Origin of the sequence: Pseudomonas sp. ES4 (genome assembly GCF_050586665.1) — a bacterium.
GTDB lineage: Bacteria > Pseudomonadota > Gammaproteobacteria > Pseudomonadales > Pseudomonadaceae > Aquipseudomonas > Aquipseudomonas frederiksbergensis.
The window spans coordinates 284,656-300,033 of the sequence record NZ_JBOBDO010000002.1; the positions used below are offsets into that span (position 1 = coordinate 284,656).

Consider the following 15,378-nt stretch of genomic DNA (forward strand, 5'->3'; position numbering starts at 1 on the left):
CGGCGATAAGCTGCACTGACTTTTACAGTAGAGAAACGCTGCCATGCCCGTCAAACCCAAGGTGAGCCCGCGCCTGACATTACTCACAGCCTCAGGCGTTTGCTCGCTGATCGTTCTCGACACCAACATCGTCGCCGTTACCCTGCCTGCGATCGCCCGCGACCTGGGCGCAAACTTCGCCGACATCGAATGGGTGGTCAGCGCTTACATGCTGGCCTTCGCGGCCCTTTTGTTGCCGGCTGGCAGCATCGCCGACCGCTTTGGTCGGCAGAAAACCCTGCTCTGCGGGTTGGCCATTTTCATTCTCGCGTCCATTGGTTGCGGTGCCGCGCCCAACGCGCTGTTCCTCGACATCGCCCGGGCGATCAAGGGTGTCGGCGCGGCCTTGCTGCTGACCTCGGCCCTCGCCTCCATCGGCCACACCTTTCACGACGAAGTGGAACGGGCCAGGGCCTGGGCATTCTGGGGCGCATGCATGGGAGTGGCGATGACCGCTGCGCCGACAGTCGGCGGGCTGATCACCGAATACCTGGGCTGGCGCTGGATTTTCTACCTTAACCTGCCCGTCGGATTGTTCCTGATGGTGATGGTCTGGCGTGCCGTGCCAGAGTCCCGCGACACTCAGTCCGCACGCCTCGATCCCTGGGGCAGCCTGGCGTTCAGTGCCAGTTTGCTGTGCCTGATCTGGGGGCTGATCGAGGCAAACCGGATTGGCTGGAGCAACCCGCTGACCTACGCTCGGCTGATCGGCGGCGCCTTGTTGCTGGGGCTGTTCGTGGTGATTGAACGGATGCAGCGGCGGCCGATGGTCGACCTGCAACTGTATTGGGCATGTTTGCCTATGCCGGTTGCGCCCAGGTGATGATGACCTTGCTGCCGTTCTACCTGCAAAACGGCCTGGGCTTCTCGGCCATCGCTTCAGGGTTGGGGATGTTGCCGTTTGCCCTGACCATGCTGATTTGCCCGCGCATCGGTATACGTCTGGCGAGTCGATTTGCCCCCGCCACGTTGATGGCCGCCGGTTTGACCCTGGTCGGCAGCGGCAATCTGCTAAGTGCCTGGGCGGTCAGTAGTGGCGGCTACCTGCCCTTCGCCCTGGCGATTGCCGTGACGGGTGCCGGTGCCGGGCTGCTCAATGGCGATACGCAGAAGAACATCATGGCCTGCGTGCCACGGGAGCGTACCGGTATGGCTTCAGGCATGAGCACCACCATGCGTTTCAGCGCAATCGTGCTGGCCATTGGCGTGTTCGGTGCATTGCTGTCCAGTCACACCGAACTATTGCTGCGTACGAGCCTGACAGCACAAGGTGCGCAATGGCTCGGCCAAACCCAAGACATCGCCTCGCGGGTAGTGGCCGGTGACATGACGGCGGCGATGGGCCTGTTACCGGAAACCGCGCGCACGGTGGTCGAACCGTTGGCCCGGCAAGCCTTCGTCGGTGGCTTCAGTCTGTTGCTGTGGGTCGCGGGGTTGTTGGCATTACTGGGGGCGCTGGTGGTGGGCACGCTGATGCGCAATCCCATTCCCACCCACTCAACTGCGCCAATTCACCAACCTTCATCCCGGCCTCATTTGCGCGCTTGACATTAAAGTTAACTTTAAGCTTAGCCTCTGCTCATCACTGATGAGGAGTCAAAGTATGTCGCCCTTCCAAATGTTGAATTTGCCCAACGGCCAGACCATCGGCAACCGCATCGCCAAAGCCGCGATGGAAGAGAACCTTGCCGACAGCGGGCAGGCCCCTGCGCAGGCCTTGTTCCGGCTGTATCAGGCGTGGGCCGAAGGCGAAGCTGGCCTGTTGCTGACCGGCAACGTGATGATTGACCGCCGCGCCATGACCGGCCCCGGTGGTGTGGTGCTCGAAGATGAGCGGCACCTGGAACGCTTTCGCCAATGGGCCACTATTGGTCGGGCCGGTGGCGCGCAGTTCTGGATGCAGCTCAATCATCCTGGCCGTCAGACCATGGCCAACCTCGGCCAGCAAGCGTGGGCGCCATCCGCAGTGGCACTGGATCTGGGTGGGTTCTCGAAGATGTTTGCCGAGCCCAAGCCCATGAGCGAGCACGACATCGAAGAGGTCATCCAACGCTTCGCCACCAGCGCTGCCCTGGCGGAAAAGGCCGGGTTCACCGGGGTGCAGGTTCATGCCGCACACGGTTATCTGATCAGCCAGTTCCTCTCGCCCTTGACCAACCGCCGAACCGATCGCTGGGGTGGTTCCCTGGAAAATCGCGCGCGTTTGTTGTTGGCGGTGGTCAGCGCCGTGCGCAAGTCTGTATCGCCGCAGTTTTGCGTGGCGGTGAAGCTCAATTCCGCGGATTTCCAGCGCGGCGGTTTCGACGCAGACGATGCCCGGCAGGTGATCCAGTGGCTCAACGATCAATCGATCGATCTGCTGGAACTTTCCGGCGGCAGCTACGAAGCACCGGCCATGCAAGGCGAGGCCCGGGATGGTCGGACCCTGGCGCGTGAGGCGTACTTTCTGGAGATGGCCGGGGAATTGGCCCGGGTGGCGAATATGCCGGTGATGGTGACCGGCGGGATTCGACGCCTGGCGATCGTCGAACAGGTGCTCGACAGCGGCATCGCCATGGCCGGAATCGGCACAGCGCTGGCGATTGAACCGCAACTGGTCAAACGCTGGCGCGAAGGTCAGAACAGCCACCCGCAACTGCCGCCGATTCGCTGGAAGCGCAAACCCCTGGCAGCCCTGGCGAGCATGGCCGTCGTGAAATTCCAGCTCGATCGCCTGAGCCGTGGACGCAAGACCCGCCCTGATGTTTCGGCGCTATGGGCGTTGATTCTCGACCGCGTGTACATCGCCCGGCGGACTCGCCAGTACCGGCAGGCGATGGAAATGAAGTAATCCAATGTAGGAGCGAGCCTGCTCGCGATAGCGCCCCATCAGTCAAAAATTGATATCGCCTGACACACCGCTATCGCGAGCAGGCTCACTCCCACAAGGGCGGCGTTTGCGCTGCGAGGGTGTTTACCGTCCGGAAAAACGCAATCGGGAGACCTGGCGAAAATCGCCTCCAAATGTAGGAGCGAGCCTGCTCGCGATAGCGCCCGACCAGTCAAATCTGATGTCCCCTGATACACCGCTATCGCGAGCAGGCTCACTCCCACAAGGGCGGCGTTTGCGCTGCGAGTGTGTTTACCGTCCGGAAAAACGCAATCGGGAGAGCTGGCGTAAATCCCCGTCGAGGTAATAGTCATCGGTCCAGCTGTCATCCGCCGCCAACGGATGGACCTGCTTGAGCGCGAGTTTTCTGGCGAAGTAGCGAAAGCGGTAATGCTCGTAGAACCGCAGCAGTTCCAGGCCATAACGGTCTGCCAGGTCGGTATCACCGCGAATGATCAGGTAGTTCTCGTCATTGCCATTGCTGGCCGCGGCACTGAGGTTATGGCTGCCGCTGATGATCGTCGGCGCATCGCTGGTGAAGTCCGTGACCACGGCTTTGGTGTGCACCAGCAGGTTGCCCTTCTGGCCTTTCATGTTCTCTCGAAGCCAGCCTTCCAGCCCGGTGTTGAGCAGCGCGGTGGCAGCGAATTCGGCGCTGCGGTCGGCGTGGAAACCGGTGATGCGGCTGGCGGTGTTTTGCAGGCCGTAACGCAAAATGTCGTCGTGGGGCAAGCCGAGCAAAGCGTTCAGGATGTCGTCGGGCAAGGCGAACGCGGTGACGAACAGCACGTCTTTTTTTGCAGCGTTGATGATCTCGACAAACGCTTGCAGGTCCCCTTTGCCCGAGCGGGGTGAGAAACCGGTGAACATCGGCTGCAGCGAATCCATCGGGTTGTTTTGCGTAAGCCAGTTTCGGGTGGCACCGACATCCGCAGGGTTAGCCCAGACCTGCTCGAAGGTGTGCAGATAGCGGGTGCCGACGCGTGTGTCGTCCAGCACATGCACCACGTTGGCCTGGCGGTAAACGCCGTTGGGCGTGAAGTTGGTGCTGCCGCAAAGCACCGCTTCGGGCTGACGCTGTCCCGCTGCGTCGAGCCGGCTCAGCACCATGAACTTGTTATGGAAGATGTTATGGGTGACCCGTCCGCGTTTGTTCTGTGCCGGGATTTTCTCCAGGCTGGCCTCGTTCATGGCGGTGTCCTCATCGCCCGGCTGGGCGTGATAAAGCACGCGAACGTTCACCCCACGTTCGAACGCGGCATTGACCGCATCGACGATGGCCTGCAATTCATACTCGTAGATGGCAATGTCCAGCGCCCACTGGCCATCCACCGCACGCTCGATAAACCCCAGCAAACGCCCGAGCAAACCGTTTTCCAGCCATTGCCGCGGGGCATCCGGCCAGGCTTCGATGGGCAGGTTCTTGTTGGCGCTGATCAGCGCGTCGAGCTCGGGAAACTTGCGCTGGAACGCCTGGCTGGCCGCCACTGCGCGATTGAAGATGACACTTTGGTTGTTCGGTTGACCATTGTCGGAGGTGACCGTCACTTCCAGAAATTCACCCAGTTGCGGCGCATCAACGCTGCCATAGGCCAGGTGGATTCGGTAATGGATCGTCATCCCCGGATTGACCGCGTAATCGGCCCAGCGAAATTTCTGTAATGGCGCGATATCGCTGGGGGTGGCGTGAAACTGGGGAAAGGTATGCGCCTTGCCGGGGAAGGTCAGGCTGTTGAACAGGAACAGCCAGGGTTTGGCGCCTTGCTGCTTTTCGATGGCGAACCCCAAGAGGCCTTTGCGCCGGTGTTCGGCCAGGTCCATGGCCAACAGCACGCCATTGGTGCCGGCGTAGGCTTTGACACGAAAATCGTCCTGAAGGTTGGCGGCTAGAACGCGCATGACTCACTCCTGTGAAGATCTTTTCGGATCACTCCATATCATCGATATGTCGATATTCGGCCTGTAACTCGGCAGCCATCACCTTAGCCCGCCCAAGCCGGATCGGCCCGCGTTCGATGTCGATCAGCAGCCCCTGACAATCAAGCGCCGGCAACATCGACCAGTCCTTCAACCGGCCATCGGTCACCAGCAACAAGCGCTGCCGTTCCGCCGGAAAACGTTTCTGCCTGACCGCCAGCCAGCGCCCCGCCTCACCCAGCGCCGCCAGCAACGGCGTACCCCCGCCGGCTCCCAGCCCATCTAACCAATTGCGCAAACCCGCGGAAGCTTTCAACCCTTGCACTTGCCATTTCGGCACATGTCCACTGGCCGTGAGCAACGCCAGACGTACACGCTGCCGATAGGCATCGTCGAACAATTGCGCGAGCAAGCCCTTGGCATCGCTCAACGCCTGATGGCGGCGAGTTGAAGCCGAGGCATCAACGATCACCAGCCACAGTTCGTGGGGCGAGCGAGTGCGCAGGTGAAACAAGACATCGTCGCGTTGACGCGGACGACCGTTCAGCAAGGTGCCGGGCCAATTGATCGAGCCGCTGCGCGCTGCGTGACGTTTACCCTGTTTGCCGTTGTCCAGCCGTCCGGCCCGGGGTCTGGCATTCGCCCCCGCGTCAGATCGAGGGCGAATGCCTAGGGCTTTTTTGGCCAGCTCGGCACGTCACGTCGGGCACCCACCGGGAGCGCCTGAGCGGGCATTTCACCCCATTGGCCCTGGCCTTCGCTCGGGTTGGAATGTTGCGTAGAGGGCGGCTGATTTTGTTGCGGCGCCGGTGGCGATGACTCGCGACGGCGATGGCGCAAGGCAAACTCGGCAACGGCGTCGATGTCTTCCTCGGCGATGGCACTCGCCCCGCGCCACGCGGCGTGGGCCCGTGCCGCGCGCAACCAGACCAGGTCGGCGCGCAAGCCGTCGACCCCGGCGGCAAAGCAGCGCTCGGTAATATGCGCCAGCGCAAGATCGTCGAGCGGGATGCTGGCCAGCGTGCTGCGTGCTTTCTGGCAACGTTCGCGTAGCGACTGCTGTTGGTGTTCCCATTCGGCGCAGAAGCTGTGGGGATCGCTGTCGAAATCCAGCCGCCGCCGGATGATCTGGCCGCGCTCGACCGGTGCTGTGTGACCGCTGAGGGCGACGTTCAGGCCAAAACGATCGAGCAGTTGCGGACGCAGCTCACCCTCTTCCGGGTTCATGGTGCCGATCAGCACGAACTTCGCCGAATGCCGATGGGAAATGCCGTCGCGCTCGATCAGGTTGGTGCCGCTGGCGGCCACGTCCAGCAGCAGGTCCACCAGGTGATCGGGCAATAAATTGACCTCATCAACATAGAGCACGCCGCCGTCGGCCTTGGCCAGTACACCGGGGGAAAACTGTGCACGACCCTCGCTCAGGGCGGCGTCCAGGTCGAGGGTGCCGACCAGTCGTTCTTCGGTGGCGCCAAGCGGCAAGGTGACGAATTGGCCGCTGGCGAGCAAGTCCGCCAGGCCACGGGCCAGCGTTGACTTGGCCATGCCGCGGGGGCCTTCGATGAGCACGCCGCCGATTTTCGGGTCGATGGCGGTCAGGTAGAGGGCGAGTTTCAGATCGTCGGCGCCGACCACGGCGGAAAGCGGGAAATGGGGGGTGTCGGTCATGTCGGGTCTCGTTTGTGGTCGGTAATGTGATCGTTCCCACGCTCTGCGTGGGAATGCAGCCCGGGACGCTCTGCGTCCCAAGAGCCGAACGCGGAGCGTCCGTTGAGGCATTCCCACGCGGAGCGTGGGAACGATCCGGCTAACTGTCTTCTTCGATGTCCAGCAACAAATTCTCCAGCGCCTCGCGATACTCGCCAGGCGCCTTCCACATCCCCCGCTGCTGCGCCTCCAGCATCCGCTCGGTCATGTCACGCAACGCATGCGGATTATGCTCACGAACAAAATCCCGGGTCGCGGGGTCCAGCAAATACGCATCCGCCAGTAACGCGTACTGGTGATCGTCGATCAGCTGCGTGGTAGCGTCGAAGGCAAACAGGTTATCGACCGTCGCCGCCAGTTCAAACGCGCCTTTATAGCCGTGGCGCTTCACGCCGTCTATCCACTTCGGATTGGCTGCCCGCGAGCGAATCACCCGGTTCAGCTCTTCCTTCAACGTGCGGATCTTCGGCAGGTCCGGCTGACTGTGATCGCCATGGTAACTGGCCGCCGCTTCACCGCTGAGGCTTTCCACCGCCGCGAGCATGCCGCCCTGGAACTGGTAGTAGTCGTTGGAATCGAGCAAGTCGTGTTCGCGGTTGTCCTGGTTTTGCAGCACAGCCTGAACCTGGCTCAAGCGCTGAGCGAACTGCGCTCGCGCCGCGGTGCCTTCGTCAGAACCGCCGTAAGCGTAGCCGCCCCAGTTCAGATATACCTCGGCCAGGTCGTCGCGGCTTTGCCACAGACGACCATCGATGGCGCCCTGCACGCCCGCGCCGTAAGCACCGGGTTTGGCACCAAAGATGCGCCAACCGGCCTGACGCTTGGCTGCCTCTTCATCCAGCCCCGATTGCATTAACGCTTCGCGCTCGGCACGCACCTTGGCGGCCAAGGGGTTGAGGTCGTCCGGCTCATCGAGGGCGGCGACCGCTTGCACGGCGGCGTCGAACAGGCGGATCAGGTTGGCAAAGGCATCGCGGAAGAATCCGGAGACGCGCAAGGTCACGTCCACGCGCGGACGGTCAAGCAGACTCAGCGGCAGAATCTCGAAGTCGTCGACCCGTTGACTGCCGGTGGCCCAGACCGGCCGCACGCCCATCAGCGCCATGGCCTGGGCGATGTCGTCGCCTCCGGTGCGCATGGTCGCGGTGCCCCACACCGACAGGCCGAGCTGGCGCAGGTGATCGCCGTGGTCTTGCAGGTGTCGCTCAAGAATCAGGTTGGCCGACTGGAAACCGATACGCCATGCGGTGGTGGTCGGCAGGTTACGCACGTCCACCGAATAGAAGTTGCGCCCGGTCGGCAGCACGTCGAGCCGTCCGCGACTCGGCGCACCGCTGGGGCCGGCCGGCACGAAGCGGCCGCTGAGGGCGTCGAGCAGACCGCGCATTTCCGCCGGACCGCAGGCGTCCAGCCGTGGCGCGACGACTTCGCGCAGGTTGTCGATGATCGCGCTCACGTCAGACCAACCTACCTCCTGTGGGAGCGGGCCTGCTCGCGATAGCGGTGGGTCAGTCATATCAATGTTAGCTGTCACACCGATATCGCGAGCAGGCTCGCTCCCACAGGGGTCGGGTTTGGCTTGAGGTTGGTTCACCGTTTGGGAGATCAGATGAGCGGCGAACAGTTCCAGACGTTCGCGGGTATCACCGGCTGTGCGCCAGACTTCATCGGTGAGGGTTTGCAGTTCAATCGGACGTGGCCCGGTCCAAGGTTCGGCGAGCGCACAATCCAGCGGATCGAAGCCCAGCGTGAACGCCTTGGCCAAGGCCCGCAGCAGACTCGATTGCGCACCGCGCCCATCGCCTCGCGGAATGCGCAATAACGCCAGCAAGGTGTCGATGCGCAGGCGCCCGGTCGGCGACTCGCCAAACACATGCAGACCGTCGCGGATCTGTGACTCTTTCAAGTCGCACAAATAGGTGTCCAGACGCGGCAACCAGATCGCCGCATCGGCCTCGCTGTCGAGTTTTTCGTCCAGTTGCAGTTCGCGGTCGATGTGCGTCTCGCGCACCAGTTGCAGGATGTCGCGCTGCAATTCCCGGGCACGGCGCGGATCGAGCATTTGCGCTTCGTAATACTCGTCGGCGAGTAGTTCGAGGTTGCGCAACGGGCCGTACGTTTCGGCGCGGGTCAGCGGCGGCATCAGGTGGTCGATGATCACCGCTTGCGTACGGCGCTTGGCTTGGGCGCCCTCGCCCGGGTCGTTGACGATAAATGGATAGATGTTCGGCAGCGGACCGAGCAGCGCATCCGGCCAGCAATGCTCCGACAGCCCGACGCCTTTGCCCGGCAACCACTCGAGGTTGCCGTGCTTGCCGACGTGGATCACGCCGTGGGCGCCGTAGGTGTTGCGCAACCAGAAATAGAACGCGAGGTAACCGTGCGGAGGCACCAGGTCCGGGTCGTGATACACCGCGCTCGGATCGACCTGATACCCCCGCGCCGGTTGAATCCCGACGAAGGTCAGGCCAAAGCGCAGCCCGGCGATCATCATTCGCCCGCCACGGAACATCGGGTCGCTTTGCGGCAAGCCCCAACGTTCCAGCACCGCTTGGCGATTGGATTCGGGCAAGGCGTCGAACATCAGGTTGTAGTCGTCCAGCGCGAGGCTTTGCATACACGGGCGCTGGTCGAGGGTGTCGAGGTCATTGCTGACGCCGCCGAGTAATTGCTGGATCAACGCGGTGCCGCTATCAGGCAACTCGGCCGGCAGCGGATAACCTTCTTTATGCAGCGCACGCAGGATGTTCAGCGCCGCGGCCGGAGTGTCGAGGCCGACACCATTGCCGATGCGCCCGTCGCGGGTCGGGTAGTTGGCGAGGATCAGGGCGATGCGTTTTTCAGCGTTGGGCACTCGCGCCAGATCAATCCAGCGTCGCGCCAGCTCAGCGACAAAATCCATGCGCGCAGGTGCAGGTCGATAGCAGACCACATCGGATTGACTACGCTCGCTGCGCCAGGCCAGGTCCTTGAAGCTGATCGGCCGGCTGATGATCCGCCCGTCCAGCTCCGGCAGTGCGATGTGCATCGCCAAGTCGCGGGGACCGAGGCCTTGTTCGCTGGCGCGCCAACCGGGTTCATTGTCTTGGGCGCAGATCGCCTGGATCACTGGAATGTTGCGGCGAAACGGTCGCAGATGCGGCGCTTCGGGGCTGGATTGGGCGAAACCGGTGGTGTTGAGAATGACGCCGGCCTCGACTTCATCCAGCCAGTCCTCGACCACCGTCAGGCAGCCGGGTTCCTTCAAACTGGCCACAGCAATTGGCAACGGGTTCAACCCCGCCGCCTGCAAACGCTGGCAGAAAACATCGATGAAACCGGTGTTGGCCGCCTGCAAATGCGAGCGGTAGAACAGCACCGCCGCCACCGGTTGACCGGCCTGCCAGTCGGCTTGCCAATCCTTCAGTTCAGCGGGGCTTTTGTGCGGGTGGTAAATCGCTGTGCGCGGCAGGGTTTGCGGCTCGGCCCAGGCGTAGTCGCGATCCAGCCAGCGATTGGCAAGGCAACGGAAAAAATCCAGGGCATTGCCCATGCCGCCCTGACGCAGAAACTGCCAGAGTCGGTCGCGGTCTTGCGCGTCCACCGTGCTCAGGTCGCTGAGTTCCGGGTCCGGGCGGTCATCGCCGGGCACCAGAATCAGCTGTACACCGCGCTCCGACAGTTGCACCAGACGCTCGACGCCGTAACGCCAATAGGCGATGCCGCCGTGCAGCGAGATCAGAATCACCTTGGCGTGGCGCAGCACTTCGTCGACATACAAGTCGACCGAGGCGTGATTCTGCACCTGCATCGGGTTGGCCAGGCGCACGCTGGGGTAATCGTCGGGCAACTGCTGCGCGGCTTCGGCGAGCAGCGCCAGGCTAGAGTCGCCGCTGCACAGGATCACCAGCTCGGCGGGGGTTTGTCCAAGGTCGGCAATGTTGTCATCCGACACGAAACCGCCGGGCTGGGTCCTGAGCAGGTGCATGGCTTAAACGCTGAGCGCAGCGCGCAATTGCGCTTCAAGCAAAGTGGCGTCCAGCTTCTGGCCGATCAATACCAGACGCGTGGTACGCGCTTCGTCGGCGCCCCACTGACGGTCGAAATGCTTGTCGAAACGCGTGCCCACGCCCTGGATCAGCAGGCGCATCGGCTTGTTCGGAATCGCCGCGAAACCTTTGACGCGCAAAATGCCGTGCTGGACCACCAGTTGAGTCAGCGCGTCCAGCAGCAGGCTTTCGTCGGCTTGCGGCAGTTCGATGGAGATGGAGTCGAATGCGTCGTGGTCATGCTCATCGTGATGGCCGTCTTCATCTTCATGGTGGTGATCGTGATGGCTGTGACGGCTGTCGATGTGTTCTTCGGAACCGGCGCCGAGGCCGATCAGCACGTCCAGTGGCACGCGACCGCTGCTGGCTTCGATGACTTTCACCGCTGGCGGCAGTTCTTCAGCGACTTCCAGGCGTACGCGGGCCAGGTCTTCAGGGCTGATCAGGTCGGCCTTGTTGAGGATCACCAGGTCGGCGCTGGCCAGTTGGTCGGCGAACAGTTCGTGCAGCGGCGATTCGTGGTCCAGGTTCGGGTCGAGTTTGCGCTGGGCATCGACCTGGTCCGGAAACGCCGCGAAGGTGCCGGCAGCGACCGCTGGGCTGTCGACCACGGTGATCACCGCGTCAACGGTGCAGGCGCTACGGATTTCCGGCCACTGGAAGGCTTGCACCAGCGGTTTTGGCAGGGCCAGGCCCGAGGTTTCAATGAGGATATGGTCTAGGTCGCCGCGACGGGCGACCAGTTCGCGCATCACCGGGAAGAATTCTTCCTGAACGGTGCAGCACAGGCAGCCGTTGGCCAGTTCGTAAACGCGGCCGTTGGCTTCTTCTTCAGTGCAACCGATGGAGCACTGCTTGAGGATTTCGCCGTCGATGCCCAGCTCGCCGAACTCGTTGACGATCACCGCAATGCGACGGCCCTGAGCGTTGTCGAGCATGTGCCGCAGCAACGTGGTTTTGCCCGAGCCGAGGAAGCCGGTAACGATGGTGACGGGGAGTTTGGCCAGTGTTTTCATCGGATGCCCTTTGGCAAGGTGGCGGGCATACGGGACGACAATCGCAGCGGCGGATGCACGCGCGCAAGAGTTCCGCCACCGGATCACCCCGCCCGGTTGTAGTGAGAATCTGTTTCGAGGCAGGTCTCCTGGCTGACGGTGTGCCGGCTTGTGGGCCTGGCATTCGCTGCGCCTTCCCGCGACCCCGTTGCACAGGGTTTGCAGTGGCGTGGCAGCGAACAGCACCGTTCACAGTTGCGGGGGCAGCCGCGGCATCGACCGCGTTCCCTTCTTAGCTTCGGCAGACACCGAAGAACCTCGAAAGCGCAAGGCTACGCATCGTGTGGGGGCGGGTCAATGTTGACCTGAATTCTGTGGTGCCCCCTTTGATGATCGTTCCCACGCTCTGCGTGGGAATGCCTCAACGGACGCTCCGCGTTCGGCTGTGAAAGGGACGCGGAGCGTCCCGGGCTGCATTCCCACGCAGAGCGTGGGAACGATCAACTCAAACGAGAACCCTTGCCAATTGACGCCCAACCCCCGCCCATGCTCTCCTACACGCCTTGTTACGGGTGCCCTTCACAGGGTGAAACGGGAAACCGGTGAATCATGTGCTTTACTCTAAAGCCATGTCAGTCCGGTGCTGCCCCCGCAACGGTAAGCGAGCGAAGCGTCAGATCCACTGTGCCAGCAGTTCGGCATGGGAAGGTGATGCTTGCAGGTCAAGGCGAAAGCCAGTGCCCCTCGTGAGCCCGGAGACCGGCCCGCAACACAAAGTGACCATTACGATCACTGAATAACAAACCCGCGGTGGGCGGGCGCTGTTTGAACCTCTGCGTGCCCGACTCGCAGGGGTCTTCCATGCGCTCTATATCACCCCGCTGACAGACCAGAGGGAAGCGCCATGTCGATCATCAGCAGCACCGGCAGCAACACCGATAAGAGCACCGCCAGCACCACCCATACCCTGACCCAACGCCTGACCGCCGCCGTATGCGCGTCGATCCTGGGTGCCAGCCTTGTGTATTTCGCCGGTTTCTCGCACATCGAAGCGGTGCACAATGCCGCGCACGATACCCGCCACAGCTCTGCATTTCCGTGCCATTGAGACCTGCTGACATGATCAAGCGTATTGCGCAAACCGCAGGGTTCACCGGGCTGCTGGCCGCCCTGTTGCTGACCCTGCTGCAAAGCTTCTGGGTGGCTCCGTTGATTTTGCAGGCCGAGACTTACGAAAAATCCGAGCCCGCCGCGGTTGAAGTTCACGAACACGCCGCAGGTGCTGTCGCCGCTCACACCCACGATGCCGAGGCCTGGGAACCGGCAGACGGCTGGCAGCGCGTGCTGTCCACCACCGGCGGCAACCTGGTGATAGCGGTCGGTTTCGCCCTGATGCTGGCCGGTCTCTACACCTTGCGCGCACCGACCAAAACCTCCCAGGGCCTGCTTTGGGGCCTGGCCGGTTATGCCACGTTCGTACTGGCACCGACCCTCGGTCTGCCACCCGAACTGCCGGGCACTGCCGCCGCTGATTTGGCGCAACGACAGGTCTGGTGGATCGGCACGGCGGCCTCCACAGCAGTCGGCATTGCATTGATCGTGTTCAGCCGTCACTGGCTGATGAAAGTGCTCGGCGTGGCAATCCTGGCCGTTCCTCACGTGATCGGCGCACCACAACCGGAAGTTCACTCGATGCTGGCTCCACAAGCCCTGGAAGCTCAGTTCAAAATCGCTTCGCAGCTGACCAACGTGGCATTCTGGCTGGCCCTGGGCCTGATCAGTGCCTGGTTGTTCCGCCGCAAAAGCGATGGTCAGTACCACGCATGAGTGAGATCAGCACAGCGCCGACTTTAGTGGTCGGCCTGGGCTGCCAGCGCGGCTGCCCCGTCAGCACGTTGCGGGCGCTGCTCGATCAGGCATTGCAGGCTCATAAGATCGAACTTCACCAAATCAAGGCCCTGGCCAGCATCGACCTGAAGCGCGAAGAACCTGGCTTGATCGAATTGGCCGAACAACTTGCGTTGCCGTTGCAGTATTTCAGCTGCGAACAATTGGCTGTCTATCAACCGCAACTCAGCCACCGCTCCGACATCGCGTTCGAACGCACCGGCTGCTACGGCGTAGCGGAAAGTGCCGCCCTGGCCCTGGCTGAACACCTGGCCCAGGCACCGGCAAAACTGCTGATTTCGCGACAAAAATTTGCCCAGGCCACCTTGGCATTGGCCGGCGCTGCCTGAAATCTTCGATAATCCCCGTCTCGATCATGAGCAATCTTCATCTGAAGCCTTGCCCAGCCCCTTTTTTCACAGGAACCGACGATGACCGTCTACTTCATTGGCGCAGGTCCCGGCGACCCGGAACTGATCACCGTCAAAGGCCAACGGCTGATTCGCAGCTGCCCGGTGATCATCTATGCCGGCTCCCTGGTGCCCGCCGCCGTGCTGGAAGGCCATTGCGCCGAACAGGTGGTCAACAGCGCCGAACTGCACCTGGAACAGATCATCGAGCTGATCAAATCCGCCCACGCCAAGGGCCAGGACGTGGCCAGGGTGCACTCCGGCGATCCGAGTCTTTATGGTGCGATTGGCGAGCAGATCCGCTACCTGCGCGAACTCGACATCCCGTTTGAAATCATTCCCGGCGTCACGGCCACGGCGGCCTGCGCGGCACTGTTGGGTGCGGAACTGACGTTACCCGACGTATCGCAAAGCGTGATCCTGACCCGTTATGCCGACAAAACCGTGATGCCCGCTGGCGAAGAGCTTGGCAGCCTGGCGCAGCACGGGGCGACGATGGCGATTCATCTGGGGGTCAATCATCTGGAGAAGATCCTGGCCGAATTGCTGCCGCATTACGGCGCGGATTGCCCGATCGCGGTGATTCACCGGGCGACCTGGCCGGATCAGGATTGGGTGGTGGGGACGTTGGCGGACATTGCCGCGAAGGTTGAAGCCAAGGGGTTTCGGCGCACGGCGTTGATTCTGGTGGGTCGGGTTTTGGGTAGCGATCACTTCAGTGAGTCGTCGCTGTATCGCGCGGGGCATGCGCATCTCTACAGACCCTGAAGTACTTGTGGCGAGGGAGCTTGCTCCCGCTGGACCGCAGAGCGGTCCCAACATCAGCCAACGCATTCATCACGGGAAAATGCATTAGCTGCTTTGCGATTGCTTCGCAATCGAGCGGGAGCAAGCTCCCTCGCCACAGCGCCGTTTTTTTATGTCTGCAGCGAACACCTTACTTAGTAGTAGGCGTTTTCTTTCTGCGTGTGGTCGGTGACGTCACGAACGCCCTTGAGCTCGGGAATGCGCTCGAGCAAGGTGCGCTCGATACCTTCGCGAAGGGTGACGTCTGCCTGGCCGCAGCCCTGGCAACCGCCGCCGAACTTCAGCACGGCGATGCCGTCTTCGACCACATCGATCAGGCTGACCTGACCGCCGTGGCTGGCCAGCCCCGGGTTGATCTCGGTTTGCAGGTAATAGTTGATACGCTCGTTGATCGGGCTGTCAGCGTTGACCATCGGTACTTTGGCGTTTGGCGCCTTGATGGTGAGCTGGCCGCCCATACGGTCGGTGGCGTAGTCGACAACCGCATCGTCCAGGAACGCTTCGCTGAACGAGTCGATGTAAGCGGTGAAGCTTTTGAGCCCCAGCGCCGTGTCTTCGGGTTTTTCTTCGCCCGGCTTGCAATATGCAATGCAGGTTTCGGCGTATTGGGTGCCAGGCTGGGTGATAAAGACGCGGATGCCGATGCCTGGGGTGTTCTGCTTGGAGAGCAGATCAGCCAGATAATCGTGGGCGGCGTCGGTAATGGTAATAGCGGTCAT

11 protein-coding genes, 1 pseudogene and 2 riboswitches are annotated in these 15,378 nt (G+C 62.1%); of the genes and pseudogenes, 6 read left to right on the top strand and 6 right to left on the bottom strand.

Going from position 1 to position 15,378, the window contains the following annotated elements; translation table 11 throughout:
* Window positions 1-43 precede the first annotated feature (43 nt).
* Window positions 44-1,587: pseudogene (locus ACQ4OB_RS03535) on the top strand (MFS transporter).
* 55 nt (window positions 1,588-1,642) lie between these two features.
* Window positions 1,643-2,869: an NADH:flavin oxidoreductase/NADH oxidase family protein gene (locus tag ACQ4OB_RS03540; RefSeq protein ID WP_102614307.1), complete on the top strand. Its 1,227-nt coding sequence runs from the start codon at window positions 1,643-1,645 to the stop codon at window positions 2,867-2,869.
* Between the two features lie 291 nt (window positions 2,870-3,160).
* On the opposite strand, the gene ACQ4OB_RS03545 is transcribed toward ACQ4OB_RS03540, so the two are convergent.
* From ACQ4OB_RS03545 to cobW, 5 genes are all read right to left on the bottom strand, one after another.
* Window positions 3,161-4,807, bottom strand: a complete 1,647-nt coding sequence (locus ACQ4OB_RS03545) for a phospholipase D-like domain-containing protein (RefSeq protein WP_430955139.1) — start codon at window positions 4,805-4,807, stop codon at window positions 3,161-3,163.
* A gap of 28 nt (window positions 4,808-4,835) precedes the next feature.
* Window positions 4,836-5,375 carry a vWA domain-containing protein gene (locus ACQ4OB_RS03550; RefSeq protein ID WP_167837241.1) on the bottom strand — a complete coding sequence of 180 codons (540 nt, stop codon included), beginning with the start codon at window positions 5,373-5,375 and terminating at the stop codon, window positions 4,836-4,838.
* A 119-nt stretch (window positions 5,376-5,494) separates the two neighbouring features.
* Window positions 5,495-6,493: an ATP-binding protein gene (locus ACQ4OB_RS03555; protein ID WP_430955140.1), complete on the bottom strand. Its 999-nt coding sequence runs from the start codon at window positions 6,491-6,493 to the stop codon at window positions 5,495-5,497.
* A gap of 139 nt (window positions 6,494-6,632) precedes the next feature.
* Window positions 6,633-10,499, bottom strand: coding sequence for a cobaltochelatase subunit CobN (cobN, locus tag ACQ4OB_RS03560; protein WP_430955141.1), 3,867 nt, complete (start codon window positions 10,497-10,499; stop codon window positions 6,633-6,635).
* 3 nt (window positions 10,500-10,502) lie between these two features.
* A complete protein-coding gene (gene cobW / locus ACQ4OB_RS03565) occupies window positions 10,503-11,576 on the bottom strand; it encodes a cobalamin biosynthesis protein CobW (protein WP_430955142.1) in 1,074 nt (357 codons plus the stop codon).
* Between the two features lie 101 nt (window positions 11,577-11,677).
* A riboswitch (cobalamin riboswitch) is annotated at window positions 11,678-11,891 on the bottom strand.
* Between the two features lie 217 nt (window positions 11,892-12,108).
* Window positions 12,109-12,337, top strand: a riboswitch (cobalamin riboswitch).
* A gap of 122 nt (window positions 12,338-12,459) precedes the next feature.
* Between cobW and ACQ4OB_RS03570 the strand changes: the two genes are divergently transcribed.
* From ACQ4OB_RS03570 to cobM, 4 genes are all read left to right on the top strand, one after another.
* Window positions 12,460-12,663 carry a CbtB domain-containing protein gene (locus ACQ4OB_RS03570; protein WP_074877577.1) on the top strand — a complete coding sequence of 68 codons (204 nt, stop codon included), beginning with the start codon at window positions 12,460-12,462 and terminating at the stop codon, window positions 12,661-12,663.
* Window positions 12,664-12,674: 11 nt separating this feature from the next.
* Entirely contained in the window at window positions 12,675-13,382 is a 708-nt protein-coding gene (locus ACQ4OB_RS03575) for a CbtA family protein (protein WP_430955143.1), read from the top strand.
* Complete coding sequence (locus ACQ4OB_RS03580) at window positions 13,379-13,792, top strand: cobalamin biosynthesis protein (protein WP_430955144.1); 414 nt, start codon at window positions 13,379-13,381, stop codon at window positions 13,790-13,792. The genes ACQ4OB_RS03575 and ACQ4OB_RS03580 overlap by 4 nt, the downstream gene beginning before the upstream one ends.
* A gap of 81 nt (window positions 13,793-13,873) precedes the next feature.
* A complete protein-coding gene (gene cobM / locus ACQ4OB_RS03585; RefSeq protein WP_074877584.1) occupies window positions 13,874-14,620 on the top strand; it encodes a precorrin-4 C(11)-methyltransferase in 747 nt (248 codons plus the stop codon).
* A gap of 173 nt (window positions 14,621-14,793) precedes the next feature.
* Here the strand turns inward: cobM and nfuA are convergent, their stop codons facing one another.
* A complete protein-coding gene (nfuA, locus tag ACQ4OB_RS03590) occupies window positions 14,794-15,378 on the bottom strand; it encodes a Fe-S biogenesis protein NfuA (RefSeq protein ID WP_046048486.1) in 585 nt (194 codons plus the stop codon).

Bases quoted from the DNA above. Each gene is read 5' to 3' on its own strand.
- ACQ4OB_RS03540 (WP_102614307.1), top strand. From the start codon at position 1,643: ATGTCGCCCTTCCAAATGTTGAATTTGCCCAACGGCCAGACCATCGGC.
- ACQ4OB_RS03545 (WP_430955139.1), bottom strand. From the start codon at position 4,807: ATGCGCGTTCTAGCCGCCAACCTTCAGGACGATTTTCGTGTCAAAGCC.
- ACQ4OB_RS03555 (WP_430955140.1), bottom strand. From the start codon at position 6,493: ATGACCGACACCCCCCATTTCCCGCTTTCCGCCGTGGTCGGCGCCGAC.
- cobN (WP_430955141.1), bottom strand. From the start codon at position 10,499: ATGCACCTGCTCAGGACCCAGCCCGGCGGTTTCGTGTCGGATGACAAC.
- cobW (WP_430955142.1), bottom strand. From the start codon at position 11,576: ATGAAAACACTGGCCAAACTCCCCGTCACCATCGTTACCGGCTTCCTC.
- ACQ4OB_RS03570 (WP_074877577.1), top strand. From the start codon at position 12,460: ATGTCGATCATCAGCAGCACCGGCAGCAACACCGATAAGAGCACCGCC.
- ACQ4OB_RS03575 (WP_430955143.1), top strand. From the start codon at position 12,675: ATGATCAAGCGTATTGCGCAAACCGCAGGGTTCACCGGGCTGCTGGCC.
- ACQ4OB_RS03580 (WP_430955144.1), top strand. From the start codon at position 13,379: ATGAGTGAGATCAGCACAGCGCCGACTTTAGTGGTCGGCCTGGGCTGC.
- cobM (WP_074877584.1), top strand. From the start codon at position 13,874: ATGACCGTCTACTTCATTGGCGCAGGTCCCGGCGACCCGGAACTGATC.
- nfuA (WP_046048486.1), bottom strand. From the start codon at position 15,378: ATGACCGCTATTACCATTACCGACGCCGCCCACGATTATCTGGCTGAT.